Here is a 14,642-nt window from a genome sequence, read left to right as displayed (position 1 = left end):
ACAATGCGAAAAGATCGTCGCAATAGCCGCGCAGTTAGAGGAACGCGGCTTCTGCTGACATGTATTTCAGCAACCTGCTAATACGGGGATTTGTAGATCTCCTTCGCCTTAGCCGCGGCAACCGGCTTTCCCCCCACCGGCTGTTGATACAATGCCGCCGCCGCCCCATCCGGCGTCTGCATCGCCTTCGTATTCCGATTCCGCGCGAGCGGCTGCAACTGAACCCGCCCCGCCTGAACCCCTTCGATGCCATCCTGCTTGGCGAGCAGCTTGTCAGTCGGCGTCGAGCCCTGCACCGTCTGTGCATTCGCAATGGGCCCGCGCTGTCCGCCCTTGCCGTTCACCGGCGTGCCATACGGGTCCGCGTACGACGTCGGGGCGCCAAGCATGTCCAGTTCGGCGGCGTTGCCGCCATCGCCGAGCGGAGCCGCATGGGCGCCCTGCACGCATAGCAGCGCCACCGGCAAACACAGCGCCGCAACGAGCGGATGGAACGTCGAACGGGTCGTGCGTGTCATGAATTTCTCCAGTGCATACCCCACGGCCAGCAGCGCGGCGGGAGGGCAAATCGATGATGTCGCCAGACGAGTCGGATGCCCCGGCGCAACCATGGAAACAGGATATTCCGAGTGCCCGGCCAGTGCCGCCAAAAGTCTTTCCCAAGCGGCCATTCACAGCATGGCGCACGCGTGCTCTCGCACCCTTCGCCGATAATTCATTCACCAAAGGTCGGTTAAATGACGAATCAGAGGCGAGCCTTCCCGGCAACCAACGCCCGCAACGCACGGTGCTGAAAAGCACCCTGAAGTGCATGCAATCAAGCGGGGATGGGTCAAATGGAAAGGGCGATCGAAGAACGTTGTATCGGCAAAACCGGCGGCACCGAAAATGCTCAGCCCGGTGCGAGCGTCGGAGCCGGCGCGCCGGGCAAGGTCATCGATCTCTCCAGGGCCGGTCCCGGTAACTTCGTCGCCAAACGCGGCTTGCTCATCGAGCTCGTGTGGTTCTTCGTCGAAGCCTGCATCATCAACAACAAGCTGATCCCGATTTCGTCATTGCGCGTCGCGCTCCTGCGCGCGTTCGGTGCGCGTATCGGCAACAACTGCCGCATGCCGCATCCGATTCGCGTGAAGGCGCCCTGGAATCTCGAAGTCGGCGACAACTGCTGGTTCGGAGTAGACGCCTGGCTCTACAACCAGACTTCACTTTATATCGGCTCGAACGTCTGTATATCACAAGGGGCCTTTCTCACGACCGGCTCGCACGACGTGGCGGACAACATGGACCTGCGGGTCGCGCCGATCGTCATCGAGGACGGCGTGTGGATCACGTCGAAGTGCGTCGTGCAGATGGGCGTGACGATCGGGCGCTCGGCCGTGGTGACGCCGATGTCGGTCGTGCATCGCTCGCTCGAAGCCGAAGGCGTGTACGGCGGCAATCCGGTGCGATTCATCAAGAAGCGTTTTTCCGCGTGAACCGCAACGCGATCTTTGTTCATAAGTAGCGGTGCCGGGTGCGAACCGTCGCGAGAGAACGGACACATCCTTGTCAGGACGTCAGGGATGACGGAAGAGACGAATAGCTTTGGCTGTACAGGCTGCCAGTTTGGCGGGTCAGCCATTTCTTCTGGGCCGAATATCACGGGGGGCAACGCATCAAGTTTCTCGCTGCCACGCGCACAGCCATTGCTGTCGCCGCATGCACCGCAGCGAATCAGTGAGGGCGATCGAATCCTGCACGAGTCCTGCCGCCGAAGGCAGGCGGAAGGACCACGGGCGGATGCGGCGTTTCGATTGTGAGTCGCGACAGCGGATGGGTTCGATCGACGGATTCGATCATCGCCCGGAATAATCGCTGAGAGCACGAGAGTGAGAGAGGGAGCACGGGGCATGTTCATCGACAGTCGCAGTGTAGAAGAGCGCGCAGTCATAGAGACCACGGTATGCGTCATCGGTGCCGGGGTGGCGGGTATCACGCTCGCGCGCGAGATGGAAAAGCTGGGTATCGACACCTGTGTGCTGGAAAGCGGGGGCTTCAAGCCGGATGGAGAAACGCGCGATTTGTATCGCGGGGAAAACGTTGGCGTGCCGTACGAATTCGCCGACGGCTGCCGCAGCCGCTATCTCGGCGGCAGCAGCAATTGCTGGGGCGGCTGGTGCCGTCCGCTCGACCCGTGGGACTTCGACAAGCGCGACTGGGTGAAAGACAGCGGCTGGCCCTTCGGCCTCGACGAACTGCGCCCGTACTACGCGCGCACGCACGCGCTGCTGAAGCTCGGCGAGAACAACTTCGAGCCGGCGTACTGGGAAGCCGCGATTCATCGCGATGATGTGAAGCGCCATCCGTTTCCCACCGGCAAGGTGCGCGATACGATCTCGCAGTTCAGCCCGCCGGTGCGGTTCGGCAAGGTGTATCGGGAAGAACTGGGAAAGGCGCGCTACGTGCGCGTCTTCCTGCATGCGAACGCGCTCAACATCGATACCGACGGCGAAGCGAAGCAGGTCACGCAGATCGACGTCGGCACGCTCTCGGGCCGCCGCTTCACGGTGAAGGCGAAGGTCTTCGTGCTGGCGACGGGCGGCATCGAGAATGCGCGCTTGCTGCTGTCGTCGAACAAGGTGCAGGCCGCGGGCCTCGGCAATGGCAACGACCTGGTTGGCCGCTATTTCATGGACCATCCGCGCATCATGTCGGCGAAGGTGAACTTCAAGAAGGCATGGGCGCGCAACAAGCTCTACGACATCAAGTATCACTATCAGAACACGGCGGTCGCGGCGCACGGCACGTTCATCTCGTCGCAATTCGCGCTGACGAAAGACGTGCTGGAGCGCGAGAAGCTGCTGAACGCGCGTTCGTGGTTCTATTCGGTGTTCCGCGGTGAAAACACGGCCGGTTCGGAAGCGCTGATCCGCTGCAAGCAGGCACTTCTCAAGAAGGATCAGCCGGGCTGGAACTTCGCGTCGGACCTGATGACGATGATGACGCATCCGGTCGATACCGCGTGCTTCGGTCTTGCGCGCCTGTTGCAGCCGCGCCCGCTCATCACCGAAGTGAAGATCCAGACGATCGTCGAGGCGGAACCGAATCGCGACAGCCGCGTGACGCTGTCGGAGAAGAAGGACAGCCTCGGGCTGAATCGTGTGAAGGTCGACTGGCAGGTGACGGAGCTGGTCAAGCGCACCTTCGATCGCACCGTCGCGCTCCTCGCCGAAGAGCTGAAGCGCGGCGGCGTGGCCGACGTGACGCTCGACGAGCCGCTCGTAGGCAAGCCCTGGCCCGCGCAACTCGAAGGCACCTGGCATCACATGGGCACGACGCGCATGCACGATTCGCCGAAGCAGGGGGTCGTCGACAGGAACTGCAAGATGCATGGTTTGAGCAACTTCTATGTCGCCGGCAGTTCCGTGTTTCCGACCGTGGGCGCGAACTTCCCGACCATCACGATCGCCGCGATGACGCTGCGTCTGTCCGAGCATATCGCGCATGCGCTGAAAAGCGCGCACGGCGCGAGCGCGACCGTGACGCCGATCAGCGCCGCCGAGCATCAGGCGATGGATCGGCCGCAGGAGGAAGAGCCGTTGCCGTTCGCGGCGTCGACGCTGCACATGCAGAACGATCTCGCGTTCCAGATGGGCAAGGAGTAACGCGCTCCATCGCCTCAAGTGACGCACGAAGAAAAACCCGCCGCGGCGGGTTTTTCATTGGGTGCGGCTCGGCGTCAGAGCGACGCCGTTCGCGGCCGCTTCCCGAACGCACCGTTCCGATGGCTCGCACCGTTGCTCAAGAGACGCACGAGATCGCGCGACATCGCATCGACGGTGAAGCGCTTCGTGAACGTCGCGAGCGCCTGCGCGCGCATCGTCGCGGCGTCGGCGGGAGAAAGGCTCAGCCAGCGGCGCAGCATCCCGGCGGCGCCGTCGGCGGTATCCGTTCCCACGATGCCCGCGCCGTCCGCCTCGACCTCGCGCCAGATGTTCACCTTGTCGGAGATCAGCACCGGCAACGCGCAACCGAGCGCCTCGGCCACCGCGATCCCGAAGTTCTCCTGATGCGACGGCAGCACGAACGCGTCGCTCGCATGGAAGGCGCCCCACTTGAGGTCGCCGCTCAGCATGCCGGTCCAGGTGATGCGATCCGCGATGCCCAGTTCGCCCGCGAGGCCCTGCAACTGCGCGCCCCATTCGCCGCCATCGGGGCCGGCCATCACGAGATGCGCGTTCGGGTCGAGATCGCGCACGGCAGCGAACGCCTTGATCAGCAGGTCGCAGCCTTTCTTCTCATGGATGCGTCCGAGAAAGAGGATCAGACGCTTGTCCGCGAGTGACGGATACGCAGCAAGGAACTGTGCGCGCAGCCGGTTGGCGTCGGTCGGCGGCGGATTCGTGCCGAACGCGACGACTTCCTCGTTCGCGCGATAGAGCCAGAACGATTGCCGCGCGAGCACGCGCTCTTCCTGCGCGGTGAAGAGGACGCGCTCGGCATCGCGCAGCACGCGATATTCCGCCCACGGCCAGTAGAGCCACTTCTTCAGGTGCTTGAGCGGATAGGTGCGCTTGAACCACGGGTCGAGCATGCCGTGGGGAAACACGTAGTAAGGCACGCCGCTGCCGCGCAGCGCCTTCCAGGTGCCATAGCTGTGGTATTGCCAGAGGCCGTTGACGATCACCGCGTCGAAGCGCGGCGCATGCTCGCGAAGCCAGGGCACGAGCTGAGGACACAGGCCATAGTTGCCCTTCGACGGCCCCAGCGCATGCACCGTGAGCGGAAACGCCGCGAGCCAGGGCGCGGCGGGATCGTCGAGCGTGACGACTTCGACCTCGTGTCCCATCGACTGCAAACTGACCCCGCTCTGGCGAACGCCCTCGGTAGGGCCGCCGGCGCGGGGGTCGATGGTGGACAGCAAATGGAGGATCTTCATGTGCATGTGCCGGTTGAATCCGAAAAGGCCATCACGCCGCACCAGTCCGTTACGCCGCACGGCGCCATGTCAGCCAAGCGGCACGAGTGTGCTCGAACCGGAGGGCGGTTTGTGGCGGTCGTGCGTGAGGGATGGCGCCGGCGCCGGGTGCGGCGGCAGGATTTCGGGTTCTTGCTGTTGCGGGCCCGGCTGGTATGGTCGCGGGCCGGCGTACGACGGGCCGAAGTCCGCGCCATAGAGCGGCGGGCGCTGATGCGCCGGGTTGGCCGCGGCCCGCATGCGCATCGCGTGGGCGATCCGCCCGTAACTCGCGACGAGCAAGCCGAGCGCCACGCCGAACACGAGCCCCGAGAAACGGTTGCCGAGCGGATTGCCGCCGACGGAGGTCGCGGGCAGCGCGGCGAGCACCAGCAGCGCGCGGCCGAGGACCGGCAGGTAGAGCACGTCGGGCGCGCGGCGGCGCCACACGCGATACGCCCTGGAGCCGCGCCAGAGCGCGAACAGCACGGCGAAGGGCAGCGCGAGGCCGAACAGGATGCCGCCCGCGAAAAATTGATAGACCCAGAAATTGTGGCCCGCGGCCCATTCCTTGATCGCGTAGAAATCCTTCGCGCTCATCTGGCCGGCGAGATCGGGCAGGTAAGAGGGTGAGTAGCGATAGTTGTGGCCGTAGCCCATGCCCGCGATGACCGACACCGCCGACCCCGTCGTCTGGTCGTACTGGTCCTTCATTTCCGCGAGGCGCGTGATGGTGGTCGGATCGCGTCCCGACTCGGTTTCCGACGAGAAGAAGATGCGTTGCGTCCAGTGCTCGGCCACGGTCGGGAACATCGCGGCGGCGGCGAACGCCATGCCGGTGAGCAGCGCGCCGATCATGACCGCGCGTGCGCCGGACTTGAGCAAATGCTTGAGCGAGGGCGCGGCGATCCACGTCGCGAACGCGAACAGCAGCACGGTGCCGACCAGGAGACTGCGCGTGACGCTCAGCAGTTCGATGACGACGGTCACGAGAAAGAGCGCCACCGACAGCTTCGAGAGCCGCTTGGCGACGACGAATTCATGCAGCAGAAGTCCCTGCAGGCACAGGAAGGTGACGGAGACGATCCTGAAGCGCACGTTCTCGAGACTGCCGCCGGTCGCGAGGCCGTAGGCGAAGCTGAAGAAGAGCGACACCACCATCGACCAGAACATGACCCGTTCGATCTGTTCGAGCCGTTGCTGATTCCACGGATGGCATCCGACGAAATAGCCGAGCAGCATCAGGAGGAAGGGCAGCAGGACGCGCAGGTAGTTGCCCATGTCGTTGCCCTGCACGAGTTGCGTGACGGCGCTGCCGACGATGGTAATGAGCAGCGCCACCGTGACGAAGGAGCGCATTTTCGAGCGGCGTGCGAAGCGCGGCGCGATCAGCAACAGCGCGACGCCCGCGCCGACGGTCGGCAGCACGAGAAATATCTGCACGAGCTTGCTTGCCGTTTGCGCGCCCTTGAAGTCGAGCGCCAGGGGAAGCAGGAACATCCACATCCAGAACAGAGCGTACTTGTTGCGCATGTCGTTCTCTCTCGTCACATCAGCTCTTTGAGCTCGCTGAGCTCTTTAAGCTCTTCATGGCGGCGGCCGCGCCGCTGCGTACTCCGGAGACCATTGTCGCGCTCGGCGCGCTCGCCGTCACGGTCCCCCCGGGTACCCCCGTATTTGTTGGTCGAATATATCAGCGGCACTATGTGACACGTTTGCGGCGGCGTCCAGGCACTAGCGTTCGGCGCGAAACGACTGACGCCCATGTGCGCCACACCACGCATCCGGGCCGGAGGTCTCTCCGGGTGAACGAGAAGTGTTGCAAGACGAACACCCGGAATGCGTCGATGTCCGTCAACGACCGGATGTTGGCGGATCAAACCGCCATTCCCGGCCGAAGATTCAAATGCCGGAAACGGTAATTGACCGACATATGCTCCACGAGAGTGCGCGCCGAACTCGGGAACAAGCGAGAGCGTGTGGCACCCGTCCCGCCCAGCGGGATCGCCATATAAAGGTCCAATACAGCGTCGCCAGGCAGGGACGCGAGGACTGTCGCTAACGAGAGTTACGCGAGACCTTCGCAAAAGGGGGAAGGTTATGAGCTTGTTCGGCGCGGCGCGCATGAGGCTACCCAAACAGGAATCGAAGCGATCGATCGAACTCGATTTCATCAGGGGAATCGCCATCATTGCGGTGATGGGCTACCACTTTCATTCGTATCCGACCGGCAGCGCGTTCATCGCGGCGCTCGAAATGCCGCTCAAGAGCTTCGGCCACGAAGGCGTCAACCTGTTCTTCACGCTCTCCGGGTTTCTGGTCGGCGGCCTGCTGCTCAAGCAGTATGCGCAGGCCGGCCGCATCGACGCGGGACGCTTCATCATTCGCCGGATGTTCAAGATCTGGCCGGCGTACTACGTGCTCATTCTGTTTCATGTCTTCGCGGGACGCCATCCGACGAGCACCTTCCTCGTCCAGAACCTCACGCACATGCAGAACTACTTCGGCTCGTCGATCGCGCAGACGTGGAGCCTCGCTGTCGAAGAGCATTTCTACCTGTTCCTGCCGCTCCTGATCATCGGGTTCTCGCGGCTGAAGTTGAGGGTCAACGCGATCCTCGGCGTGCTGTTCGCGATCTGCATGGTGGTGCTCGTCGCCCGCTGCGCGGCAGTGGCGAGCGGCGACCTGAACGGAGCGTTCTTCTACACGCAGTACCGGATCGACAGCCTGCTCTTCGGCGTGCTGCTCGCCACGATCTACTGGCTCAAGCCGGGCGTGTATCAACGGATCGCAGCCCAAAAGAAGGTGCTGATCGCGATGGTCGTGCTGCTCGTCGCGTGGCTCGCGTTCGCCACGCGCAACGTCGCGCTCGACCAGAGCATCGGCTACACGATTCAGGCGATCGGCTTCACCGCGCTCATCGTGCTCACGCTCGAGTACTCGGGCTCGATTCGCGACTCGTTCATCTATCGCGCGATCGGATGGATCGGTCTCTATTCGTATGGCATCTACCTGTGGCACTCGCTCGCGCTCGCACCCGGCGACATGCTGATCCGCAAGGCGGAGGCGCTCGGGCTGCCCGCGATCCCGTCGTGGGCGTTCATCATGGCCGCGCAGTTCGCGATCGCGATCATCGTTGGCTATGTGACGACGCGCGCCGTCGAGTTTCCGTTCCTGCGCATCCGCGACGCGCTCTTTCCGGCGAAGCGCAAAGGCGCGATCGAAGTGCCGGCAGCGGGGCACGTGTCCTGACGCGGTGCTTTCTCGTCAAATGAAAAAAGCGGCGCCATGTGCGCCGCTTTTTGCTTTTCAACGCGTTGTGCTTCAGGCCAGCGCCTGCCGCAACGTCTTCTTGAACTGGCTGAGCGTATTGCGTTCGAGCAGATGCTGGGCGCCCGGCGTCGCGTGAGGCGCGCCCGCGACCACGGCGTCGAGCGCGCGATTGATCGACGCCGGCGACAGGTCGTCGACGACCGGGCCCAGTTCGCCCGTCCGGCAGAACCAGCCGATGAGGCCATCGGCGGTGGCGATCACGGGCTTGCCGAAGCGATACGCCTGTACGAGCACGCCGCTCATGCCGTAGTGCCCTTTGTAGCCGAGCCACACGATGTCGCACGCCGAGAACAGGTCGAGCTCGGTTTCACTCGAAATGAAGCTGTCGAGCACGACGGGTGCCGGCACGAGTTTCGCGATGGCCGCTCGCAGCGACGCGCGGACTTCTTCGTCCTGCGCCCCGGCGATCACGAGTGTCGGCGTGTCGGGACCGGCCGGGCGTGCCGCGAGCGCCGCGGCTAGCTCGAAGACACCCTTGCGGTCGTTGATCGCGCCGTACACGAGTACGTGCTTGCCGCCGCCGAGCCGGAGCCGCGCCTTCGCGAGCGCGGGCACGGCGGCGCGCGCATCGGGGAATGGATCGGCGAGATAGTCGAGTCCGGCGGCGTGGCGCCGCGCGCCTGACGCGCGCTGCCCGATATCCGACCACCAGTCGGCGAGCGTCGGATCGATCGTGAGGAGCGTCTTCAGGCCCGGCGTGCGGATCGCGCGCTTGAACAACTGCGCCTTCGCGGCGTTAACGAGCGGACGGCGCGGCGCTCTCACACCGACCTGATCGTGATGAAAGTTCGAGCGCATCGTGATGCCGACCCACGGCGTCGCGCCGAACGGCGAGCCCAGGAACGGCAGCGCGAAGAAGAAATAGTCGACGTACGGCACGACCACGAGCGCGACTTCGCGCCCACCGCTCGCACTTTCGTAGGCATGCCGGAAGTCCTGGTGAAAGCGCGCATAGCTCACCGACGACAACCCGCGCCGGCCGCTGCGCACGGGCGGCGCGACAAGCGCGACCTGCAGCTCGGGCCGGTCTTCCGCCCGGATCTTTTTGACGAGCGGATGACTCCCGTTCAACGGGTCCGTTACGATCAGGCTTCGATATCCCGCTTCCATGTAGGCGTTTGCCGCCCATTCGGCGTAGCGCCAGCGGTGGCCGCTGAAGTTCGGCTCGATGATGAGGACGGTGTCGTTTGGCATGCGAAGGTAGCATTGAGCGGACGATTCCCCACACTAGCATCGCCGTGCTTACGGCATGCGCCAAAGTCGCGCGTTTATCGGCGTCAAAAGACAGTGGTGAAGCCCACACGACGTCGAAGATCGGGCCGATTTAGACTACGCGTTGGCGTCCATTGCAGCCTTGGCCACGATACCGTTTGCTTACTTCGTGGAAGAGCGCGTGCGCACGGTCGTGGCGGCGCGCCACACCATCCCGGATGCGGCCACCGAAGCCTCCGGCGAGTCGTCGGCGCTCGCGACGCGGCGCACAGCAGTCTGGAACCATCAAGCAGCGCGGGGAACACTTAGTGAGATCTGTCCGGCTTTCATTCTTACCGGCGCGTGTGCGATTCGATCACGATGCGGCGTTCTGGGTGCTACTGCAGCAAGTGGTGGTGCGGGGTTTCGTCGCGGTCAAGTTTCTCGCCATTGGCCGGATCCTCGGGCCGGAGGCGATCGGTGCGGTCAGCATCGCGCTGCTGGCGGTTGCGATCGCGGAGTCGCTCTCCGATACGGGTCTCGCGCAGGCCGTCGTGCAGGGCCGCGAGACGCCGACTCACGGCGAACTCGGCGCGGTCTGGACGACGCTCGCCGCACGCGGCGTGCTGATCGGCTTGCTGATCGCCGCGCTCGCGCCGTTCATGAGCAGCCAGTTTCACCTCGGCGGATCGATCGGACTGCTGCTGCTCGCGGCACTTTTGCCGATTCTTCGCGGCATCGCGTCGCCGGCGTATTTCATCGTCACGCGCCAGCGCGGTTTCCAGAAGCTCGCCGGCGTCGAGACCTCGGCCGCGTTCATGGACTGCGCGATCGGCCTTGTCTGCGCACTCGGCGGCGCGGGCGCGTACTCCGTGCTGATCGGCCTGCTCGCGGCCGAACTGCTCAAGTCCACGCTCACCTGGACCACGATGTCGCCGCGCCCGCCGATCCGGCTCGCGTTCTCCGGGATCGGGCACTATGTCAACTTCAGCCGCTGGATCTGGGCGGGCAGCGTGGTCAATCTCCTGTTGAACCAGTTCGACAAGGTGATCGTCGCCAAGCTGCTCGGGCCGCTTCAGCTCGGTGCATACCAGATGTCGTCGAAGCTCGCGCAGATGCTGCTCGCCGATGCGGCCATCGCGATGTCGCAATATCTGTTTCCCACGTTTTCCGAGCACCATCGGAGCGACGTGCACGCCGCGCAACGGATGTTCAGGCGTTATCTCGCGCTCGCGGCCGTGGGTCTTGCGGTGCTCGTGATCGTGCTGCGGTTCGCCGCGCAGCCGCTCTTCGAATTCGTGCTCGGGCCAGCGTGGCTGCCCGCCGTGCCGCTCTTCAGGATCTTCGTGATCAACATGGCGATCGGCGCGGTGATCGCGGTGCTGGTGTCGTGGCTGCGTGCCGTCGGCATGCCGAAGGTCGCGACGCACGCCTCGATCATCCAGGCGGTCGTGCTGTGCGTGACCGTTCCGGTGGCGACGCATTTCTGGGGCGTCACCGGCATCGCCTGGGCGATGACGGTGGGGCTGGGATCGGCGGCGGGCTGGATGCTTTTTCGTATCGTCAGGGAGGCGTGATGCGCATACTTCACCTGGTTCTGGCCCCGCGTCTGTCGGGCGCCGAGGTGCTGGCGAAGGATCTTGCGATACATCAGCAGCGCGGCGGCGAGACGGTCGGCGTCACGGCGCTGACGCCTCCGCAGGCCGATTTCGCCGCGCTGCAGGCCGAACTGGTCGCGAACGGCGTGCAGTGCCTGTTCCCTGAGCGCGTGTACGGCCGCGTCGGAAAGTTGTGGAGCCTCTACCAGATCGTCAAGGGCTATCGCGCCGACGTCCTGTTCGCCCACGCGACGATCCCCGCGTTCTACGCCCGCGCGCTGCCGCTCAGCGTGCCGGTCGTCTACGTGATGCATTCCGCGACCAACGACTTCGAGCGCTATCTGTTCCGGCGCGTCGAGCGCATGCTCTCGCGGCGAGCGCGCGCGGTGATCGCGGTGTCGCCCGCGAATATCGACGATTACGTCGGCGCGGTCGGCCGTCATCCTTCGATGACGCTGATTCCGAACGGCGTCGACATGGCCCGTTTTGCGCGCCGGCCGCTGGCGGGTGCCGAAGGCAGCGCGCAGATCGTGCAGGTGGGGCGCTATACGTCGGTGAAGAACCAGTTGTCGACGGTGCATGCGTTCGAGCGCGTCATCGAGTCGGTGCCCGAGGCGCGGCTCCTGTTGTGCGGCGTGATCGAGGACCCGGCCTATCACGCGGCGGTGGGCGATCTCGTCGCGAAGCTCGGACTTGCCGGGCGCGTGAGCATGCACGGGCCGCGTTCGGACGTGGCCGAACTGTTGCAGGAATCGCGCGTGTTCGCGATGCCGTCCCGCTCGGAAGGGCACAGCATCGCGTTCCTGGAGGCGCTGGCGTCGGGGGTGCCGGTGGTCGCGAGCAAGATCCGGCCGTTCAGCTTCGCCGCCGATTTTCCCGGCGTGCACTTGTGCGATCCCGACGATACGAACGCCTACGCGAGCGCGCTCGTGACGGCGCTGCGCGAGCCGCGCTCGCTGCGTCCGCTTGGCGGGCTCACGCTTGCGGATACGGCGGCGCGGTATCTGGCGGTGGCGCATGAGGTGACGCAGCGGATGCCGCGGGCTGCGCCGGCTTGAGAGGCGGCGCGGGAATCGTGCGGTTGCCGGATTTACCGGATTTACCGGAAAGCGGTACGTCATTACCGGTTTCCGGTACTTCCCAACGACGACAGGCATGCGCCGATCGTTCGTAACCCACTTCGATCACTGAAACTTTCACCGGATTGGCGGAGGATGCTGCTTGTGTCCGTCGCGAGCGGGCCGCGTGACTGGCGTGCATCCGATCCGCATCGCCAGAATCCCCGGTCATCGACGCGCCACACGACGGGCGCCGCCGCCCACCGACGGCCGCATCGCCCGCCCGACGGCGATGCGGAAAAACGGCGCATCAGACCATCCACCGCACAACCAAGGAGCTTCGCACGATGAGCACGATCAAGACGAACGACGGCACCGAGATCTATTACAAGGACTGGGGAACCGGGCGTCCCGTGGTGTTCTCCCACGGCTGGCCGCTCGATGCCGATGCCTGGGATTCGCAGATGCTCTTCCTGTCGCAGAAGGGCTATCGCGTGATCGCTCACGACCGGCGCGGCCACGGGCGCTCCGGCCAGCCGTCGGAAGGCAACGAGATGGACACCTACGCCGACGACCTCGCCGCGCTCCTCGACGCGCTCGACATCACCGGCGCGACGCTCGTCGGCCATTCGACCGGAGGCGGCGAGGTCGCGCACTACATCGGGCGGCATGGCACGAAGCGGGTCGCGAAGGCGGTGCTGATCGGCGCGGTCCCGCCGCAGATGCTCAAGACCGAGGCGAATCCGGGCGGCCTGCCGATCGACGTGTTCGACGGCATCCGCGCGGGCGTCGCGGCGAACCGCTCGCAGTTCTACAAGGACCTCGCGATTCCGTTCTATGGCTTCAACCGGGAGGGGGCGAAGGTGTCGCAGGGCATCATCGACGAGTTCTGGCTGCAGGGCATGCGCGGCGCGATGAAGGGGCAGTACGAATGCATCAAGCAGTTCTCGGAGGTCGACTACACCGAGGACCTGAAGAAGTTCGACGTGCCGACCCTCTTCCTGCACGGCGACGACGACCAGATCGTGCCGATCGCCGCGGCAGCCGAACTGGCATCGAAGATCGTGAAGAACGCGACGCTGAAGGTGTACCCGGGCGGCCAGCACGGCATGTGCACGGTCGAGGCGGACAAGGTCAACGCGGACTTGCTCGCGTTCATCGAGTCGTAAAGGCGGCGATAGTTGGCAGCGGGCCGGCGCGCGTGCGCCGGCCTTATTTCTTCATCGTGTGCGGCCGGCGGAACACCATCCAGCGCGGCACCTTGAAGCGCACGATGCTCATGTAGAGCCACACGTAAGTCGCCGCGAACACCACGACGAAGCAGAACAGATGCACCGTGTGGCGCCAGAAGAGCGTCGCGGGAATCACGGCGACGAGGCACAGCAGCCAGAGATAGGGCGACGTCAGCGAATTGCGGCGTGTCAGCTCGCGCGCGTTCTGCGCGCCGACCGCCCAGCGCATCAGCCGCTTGTAGACGAGCATGTGCAGGTGCACGCCATCGGGGATGCCGGGCGAGATGCCGCGAATGAACTTCTTCCGGTAGATCGAGAAGCAGGTCTCGAAGATCGGATACATGAAGAGCAGCACCGGAAACCACGCGGATACATCGCGATTGCGCATGACGAGCATGATCGCCAGTTCGGCGAGCATGAAGCCGACGAAATACGCGCCGCCATCGCCGAGAAAGATCAGCCCGGCGGGGAAGTTCCAGATGAAGAAGCCGATCACGGCGCCCATCATGATGAGCGACGCGGACAGTACGATCGGGTCGTGCACCTGGAACGCCACATAGGCGAGCGACGCGAACATCATGACCGAGACCATCGAGGCGAGCCCGTTGAAGCCGTCGATGATGTTGATGGCGTTGGCGAGTGCTGCGACCGCGATCACGGTGACCGCGCACGAGATCACCGCGATCGACAGCAGGAAATCGAGCGGCGGCACGCTGATGCGCGTGACGGCGATGTCGAGGAGTGCGTAGGCGAGGGCGGCGGCGGCCATTGTGCAGACGAGGCGCACGAGCGGGCTTACGCGCTTGGTCAGGTCTTCGATCAGGCCGGAGAAGAAGGCCGGCATGCCGCAGGCGACGATGGCGAGAATGCCGGCGGAGACGGCCGGGTATGCCCAATGGAGCTGGACGGCCGAGCCGGTGAGACCGCAGAGGATGCCGACACCGCCGATGCGCGGGACCGGTTTCGAGTGGAATTTCTGCACGCTGGCGAGGTCGGTATCGCCGATGAATCCCGCGTGGAGATGTGCGTACCGCACGATCAGGAGCGTTACCAGGAGTGAGATCAGGAAAGCGAGCGCGAAACTGAGCATGGGGGATGAGGGTTTGGGGAATGGGATGGTCGCTGGCGCTTGGGGTGGGGTGGGTTGGGTTGGGTTGGGTTGGGGTTACACCGTTTGATGCGCTTGTGCTTCCATGGAACTTGTTTTGTTTTTGGTTTATTTGCTCTGCCCCTGTCCGGGGCGGGACTCACTTTCTTTGCTGCTGCAAAGAAAGTAAGCAAAGAAAGCAGCTTC

Annotated in this window: 11 protein-coding genes; 6 read left to right on the top strand and 5 right to left on the bottom strand. The window is 64.5% G+C overall.

Annotation, left to right across the window (positions count from 1 at the left end; genetic code table 11):
* Nucleotides 1–77: 77 nt before the first annotated feature.
* The gene (locus AWB68_RS37810) at nt 78–518 is read right to left on the bottom strand and encodes a hypothetical protein (RefSeq protein ID WP_087649332.1); all 441 of its coding nucleotides are present in this window, start codon (nt 516–518) and stop codon (nt 78–80) included.
* 318 nt (nt 519–836) lie between these two features.
* On the opposite strand from AWB68_RS37810, the gene AWB68_RS37805 reads away from it, so the two are divergent.
* Both AWB68_RS37805 and AWB68_RS37800 read left to right on the top strand, forming a co-directional pair.
* A complete protein-coding gene (locus tag AWB68_RS37805; protein ID WP_235028722.1) occupies nt 837–1,475 on the top strand; it encodes an LbetaH domain-containing protein in 639 nt (212 codons plus the stop codon).
* A 414-nt stretch (nt 1,476–1,889) separates the two neighbouring features.
* A complete protein-coding gene (locus AWB68_RS37800; RefSeq protein ID WP_087649331.1) occupies nt 1,890–3,644 on the top strand; it encodes an FAD-dependent oxidoreductase in 1,755 nt (584 codons plus the stop codon).
* Nucleotides 3,645–3,718: 74 nt separating this feature from the next.
* On the opposite strand, the gene AWB68_RS37795 is transcribed toward AWB68_RS37800, so the two are convergent.
* Both AWB68_RS37795 and AWB68_RS37790 read right to left on the bottom strand, forming a co-directional pair.
* Entirely contained in the window at nt 3,719–4,918 is a 1,200-nt protein-coding gene (locus tag AWB68_RS37795; protein WP_087649330.1) for a glycosyltransferase, read from the bottom strand.
* 69 nt (nt 4,919–4,987) lie between these two features.
* The gene (locus AWB68_RS37790) at nt 4,988–6,469 is read right to left on the bottom strand and encodes a hypothetical protein (protein WP_087649329.1); all 1,482 of its coding nucleotides are present in this window, start codon (nt 6,467–6,469) and stop codon (nt 4,988–4,990) included.
* 567 nt (nt 6,470–7,036) lie between these two features.
* On the opposite strand from AWB68_RS37790, the gene AWB68_RS37780 reads away from it, so the two are divergent.
* Complete coding sequence (locus AWB68_RS37780; RefSeq protein WP_087649327.1) at nt 7,037–8,188, top strand: acyltransferase family protein; 1,152 nt, start codon at nt 7,037–7,039, stop codon at nt 8,186–8,188.
* 72 nt (nt 8,189–8,260) lie between these two features.
* On the opposite strand, the gene AWB68_RS37775 is transcribed toward AWB68_RS37780, so the two are convergent.
* Nucleotides 8,261–9,463 carry a glycosyltransferase gene (locus AWB68_RS37775; RefSeq protein ID WP_087649326.1) on the bottom strand — a complete coding sequence of 401 codons (1,203 nt, stop codon included), beginning with the start codon at nt 9,461–9,463 and terminating at the stop codon, nt 8,261–8,263.
* A gap of 326 nt (nt 9,464–9,789) precedes the next feature.
* Between AWB68_RS37775 and AWB68_RS37770 the strand changes: the two genes are divergently transcribed.
* From AWB68_RS37770 to AWB68_RS37760, 3 genes are all read left to right on the top strand, one after another.
* Nucleotides 9,790–11,037, top strand: a complete 1,248-nt coding sequence (locus AWB68_RS37770; RefSeq protein WP_374729645.1) for an oligosaccharide flippase family protein — start codon at nt 9,790–9,792, stop codon at nt 11,035–11,037.
* Nucleotides 11,037–12,116 (top strand): glycosyltransferase family 4 protein, encoded by a 1,080-nt coding sequence (locus tag AWB68_RS37765; RefSeq protein WP_087649324.1) that lies wholly within the window; start codon nt 11,037–11,039, stop codon nt 12,114–12,116. Before AWB68_RS37770 ends, AWB68_RS37765 begins: the two co-directional genes overlap by 1 nt.
* Before the next feature lie 347 nt (nt 12,117–12,463).
* Entirely contained in the window at nt 12,464–13,285 is an 822-nt protein-coding gene (locus AWB68_RS37760; protein WP_087649323.1) for an alpha/beta fold hydrolase, read from the top strand.
* A 43-nt stretch (nt 13,286–13,328) separates the two neighbouring features.
* Here AWB68_RS37760 and AWB68_RS37755 read toward each other — a convergent pair whose 3' ends face one another.
* Nucleotides 13,329–14,438, bottom strand: a complete 1,110-nt coding sequence (locus AWB68_RS37755; RefSeq protein WP_087649322.1) for an MraY family glycosyltransferase — start codon at nt 14,436–14,438, stop codon at nt 13,329–13,331.
* Nucleotides 14,439–14,642: the final 204 nt, after the last annotated feature.

Source organism: Caballeronia choica (genome assembly GCF_001544535.1).
In the GTDB taxonomy this organism is placed as follows: Bacteria; Pseudomonadota; Gammaproteobacteria; order Burkholderiales; family Burkholderiaceae; genus Caballeronia; species Caballeronia choica.
Note: the sequence above shows the minus strand (reverse complement) of the source record. Positions and strands in the feature narration are given on the sequence as shown.

Excerpts from the sequence above, each read along its gene's own strand:
- AWB68_RS37810 (WP_087649332.1), bottom strand. The coding sequence starts at position 518 with ATGACACGCACGACCCGTTCGACGTTCCATCCGCTCGTTGCGGCGCTG.
- AWB68_RS37805 (WP_235028722.1), top strand. The coding sequence starts at position 837 with ATGGAAAGGGCGATCGAAGAACGTTGTATCGGCAAAACCGGCGGCACC.
- AWB68_RS37800 (WP_087649331.1), top strand. The coding sequence starts at position 1,890 with ATGTTCATCGACAGTCGCAGTGTAGAAGAGCGCGCAGTCATAGAGACC.
- AWB68_RS37795 (WP_087649330.1), bottom strand. The coding sequence starts at position 4,918 with ATGAAGATCCTCCATTTGCTGTCCACCATCGACCCCCGCGCCGGCGGC.
- AWB68_RS37790 (WP_087649329.1), bottom strand. The coding sequence starts at position 6,469 with ATGCGCAACAAGTACGCTCTGTTCTGGATGTGGATGTTCCTGCTTCCC.
- AWB68_RS37780 (WP_087649327.1), top strand. The coding sequence starts at position 7,037 with ATGAGCTTGTTCGGCGCGGCGCGCATGAGGCTACCCAAACAGGAATCG.
- AWB68_RS37775 (WP_087649326.1), bottom strand. The coding sequence starts at position 9,463 with ATGCCAAACGACACCGTCCTCATCATCGAGCCGAACTTCAGCGGCCAC.
- AWB68_RS37765 (WP_087649324.1), top strand. The coding sequence starts at position 11,037 with ATGCGCATACTTCACCTGGTTCTGGCCCCGCGTCTGTCGGGCGCCGAG.
- AWB68_RS37760 (WP_087649323.1), top strand. The coding sequence starts at position 12,464 with ATGAGCACGATCAAGACGAACGACGGCACCGAGATCTATTACAAGGAC.
- AWB68_RS37755 (WP_087649322.1), bottom strand. The coding sequence starts at position 14,438 with ATGCTCAGTTTCGCGCTCGCTTTCCTGATCTCACTCCTGGTAACGCTC.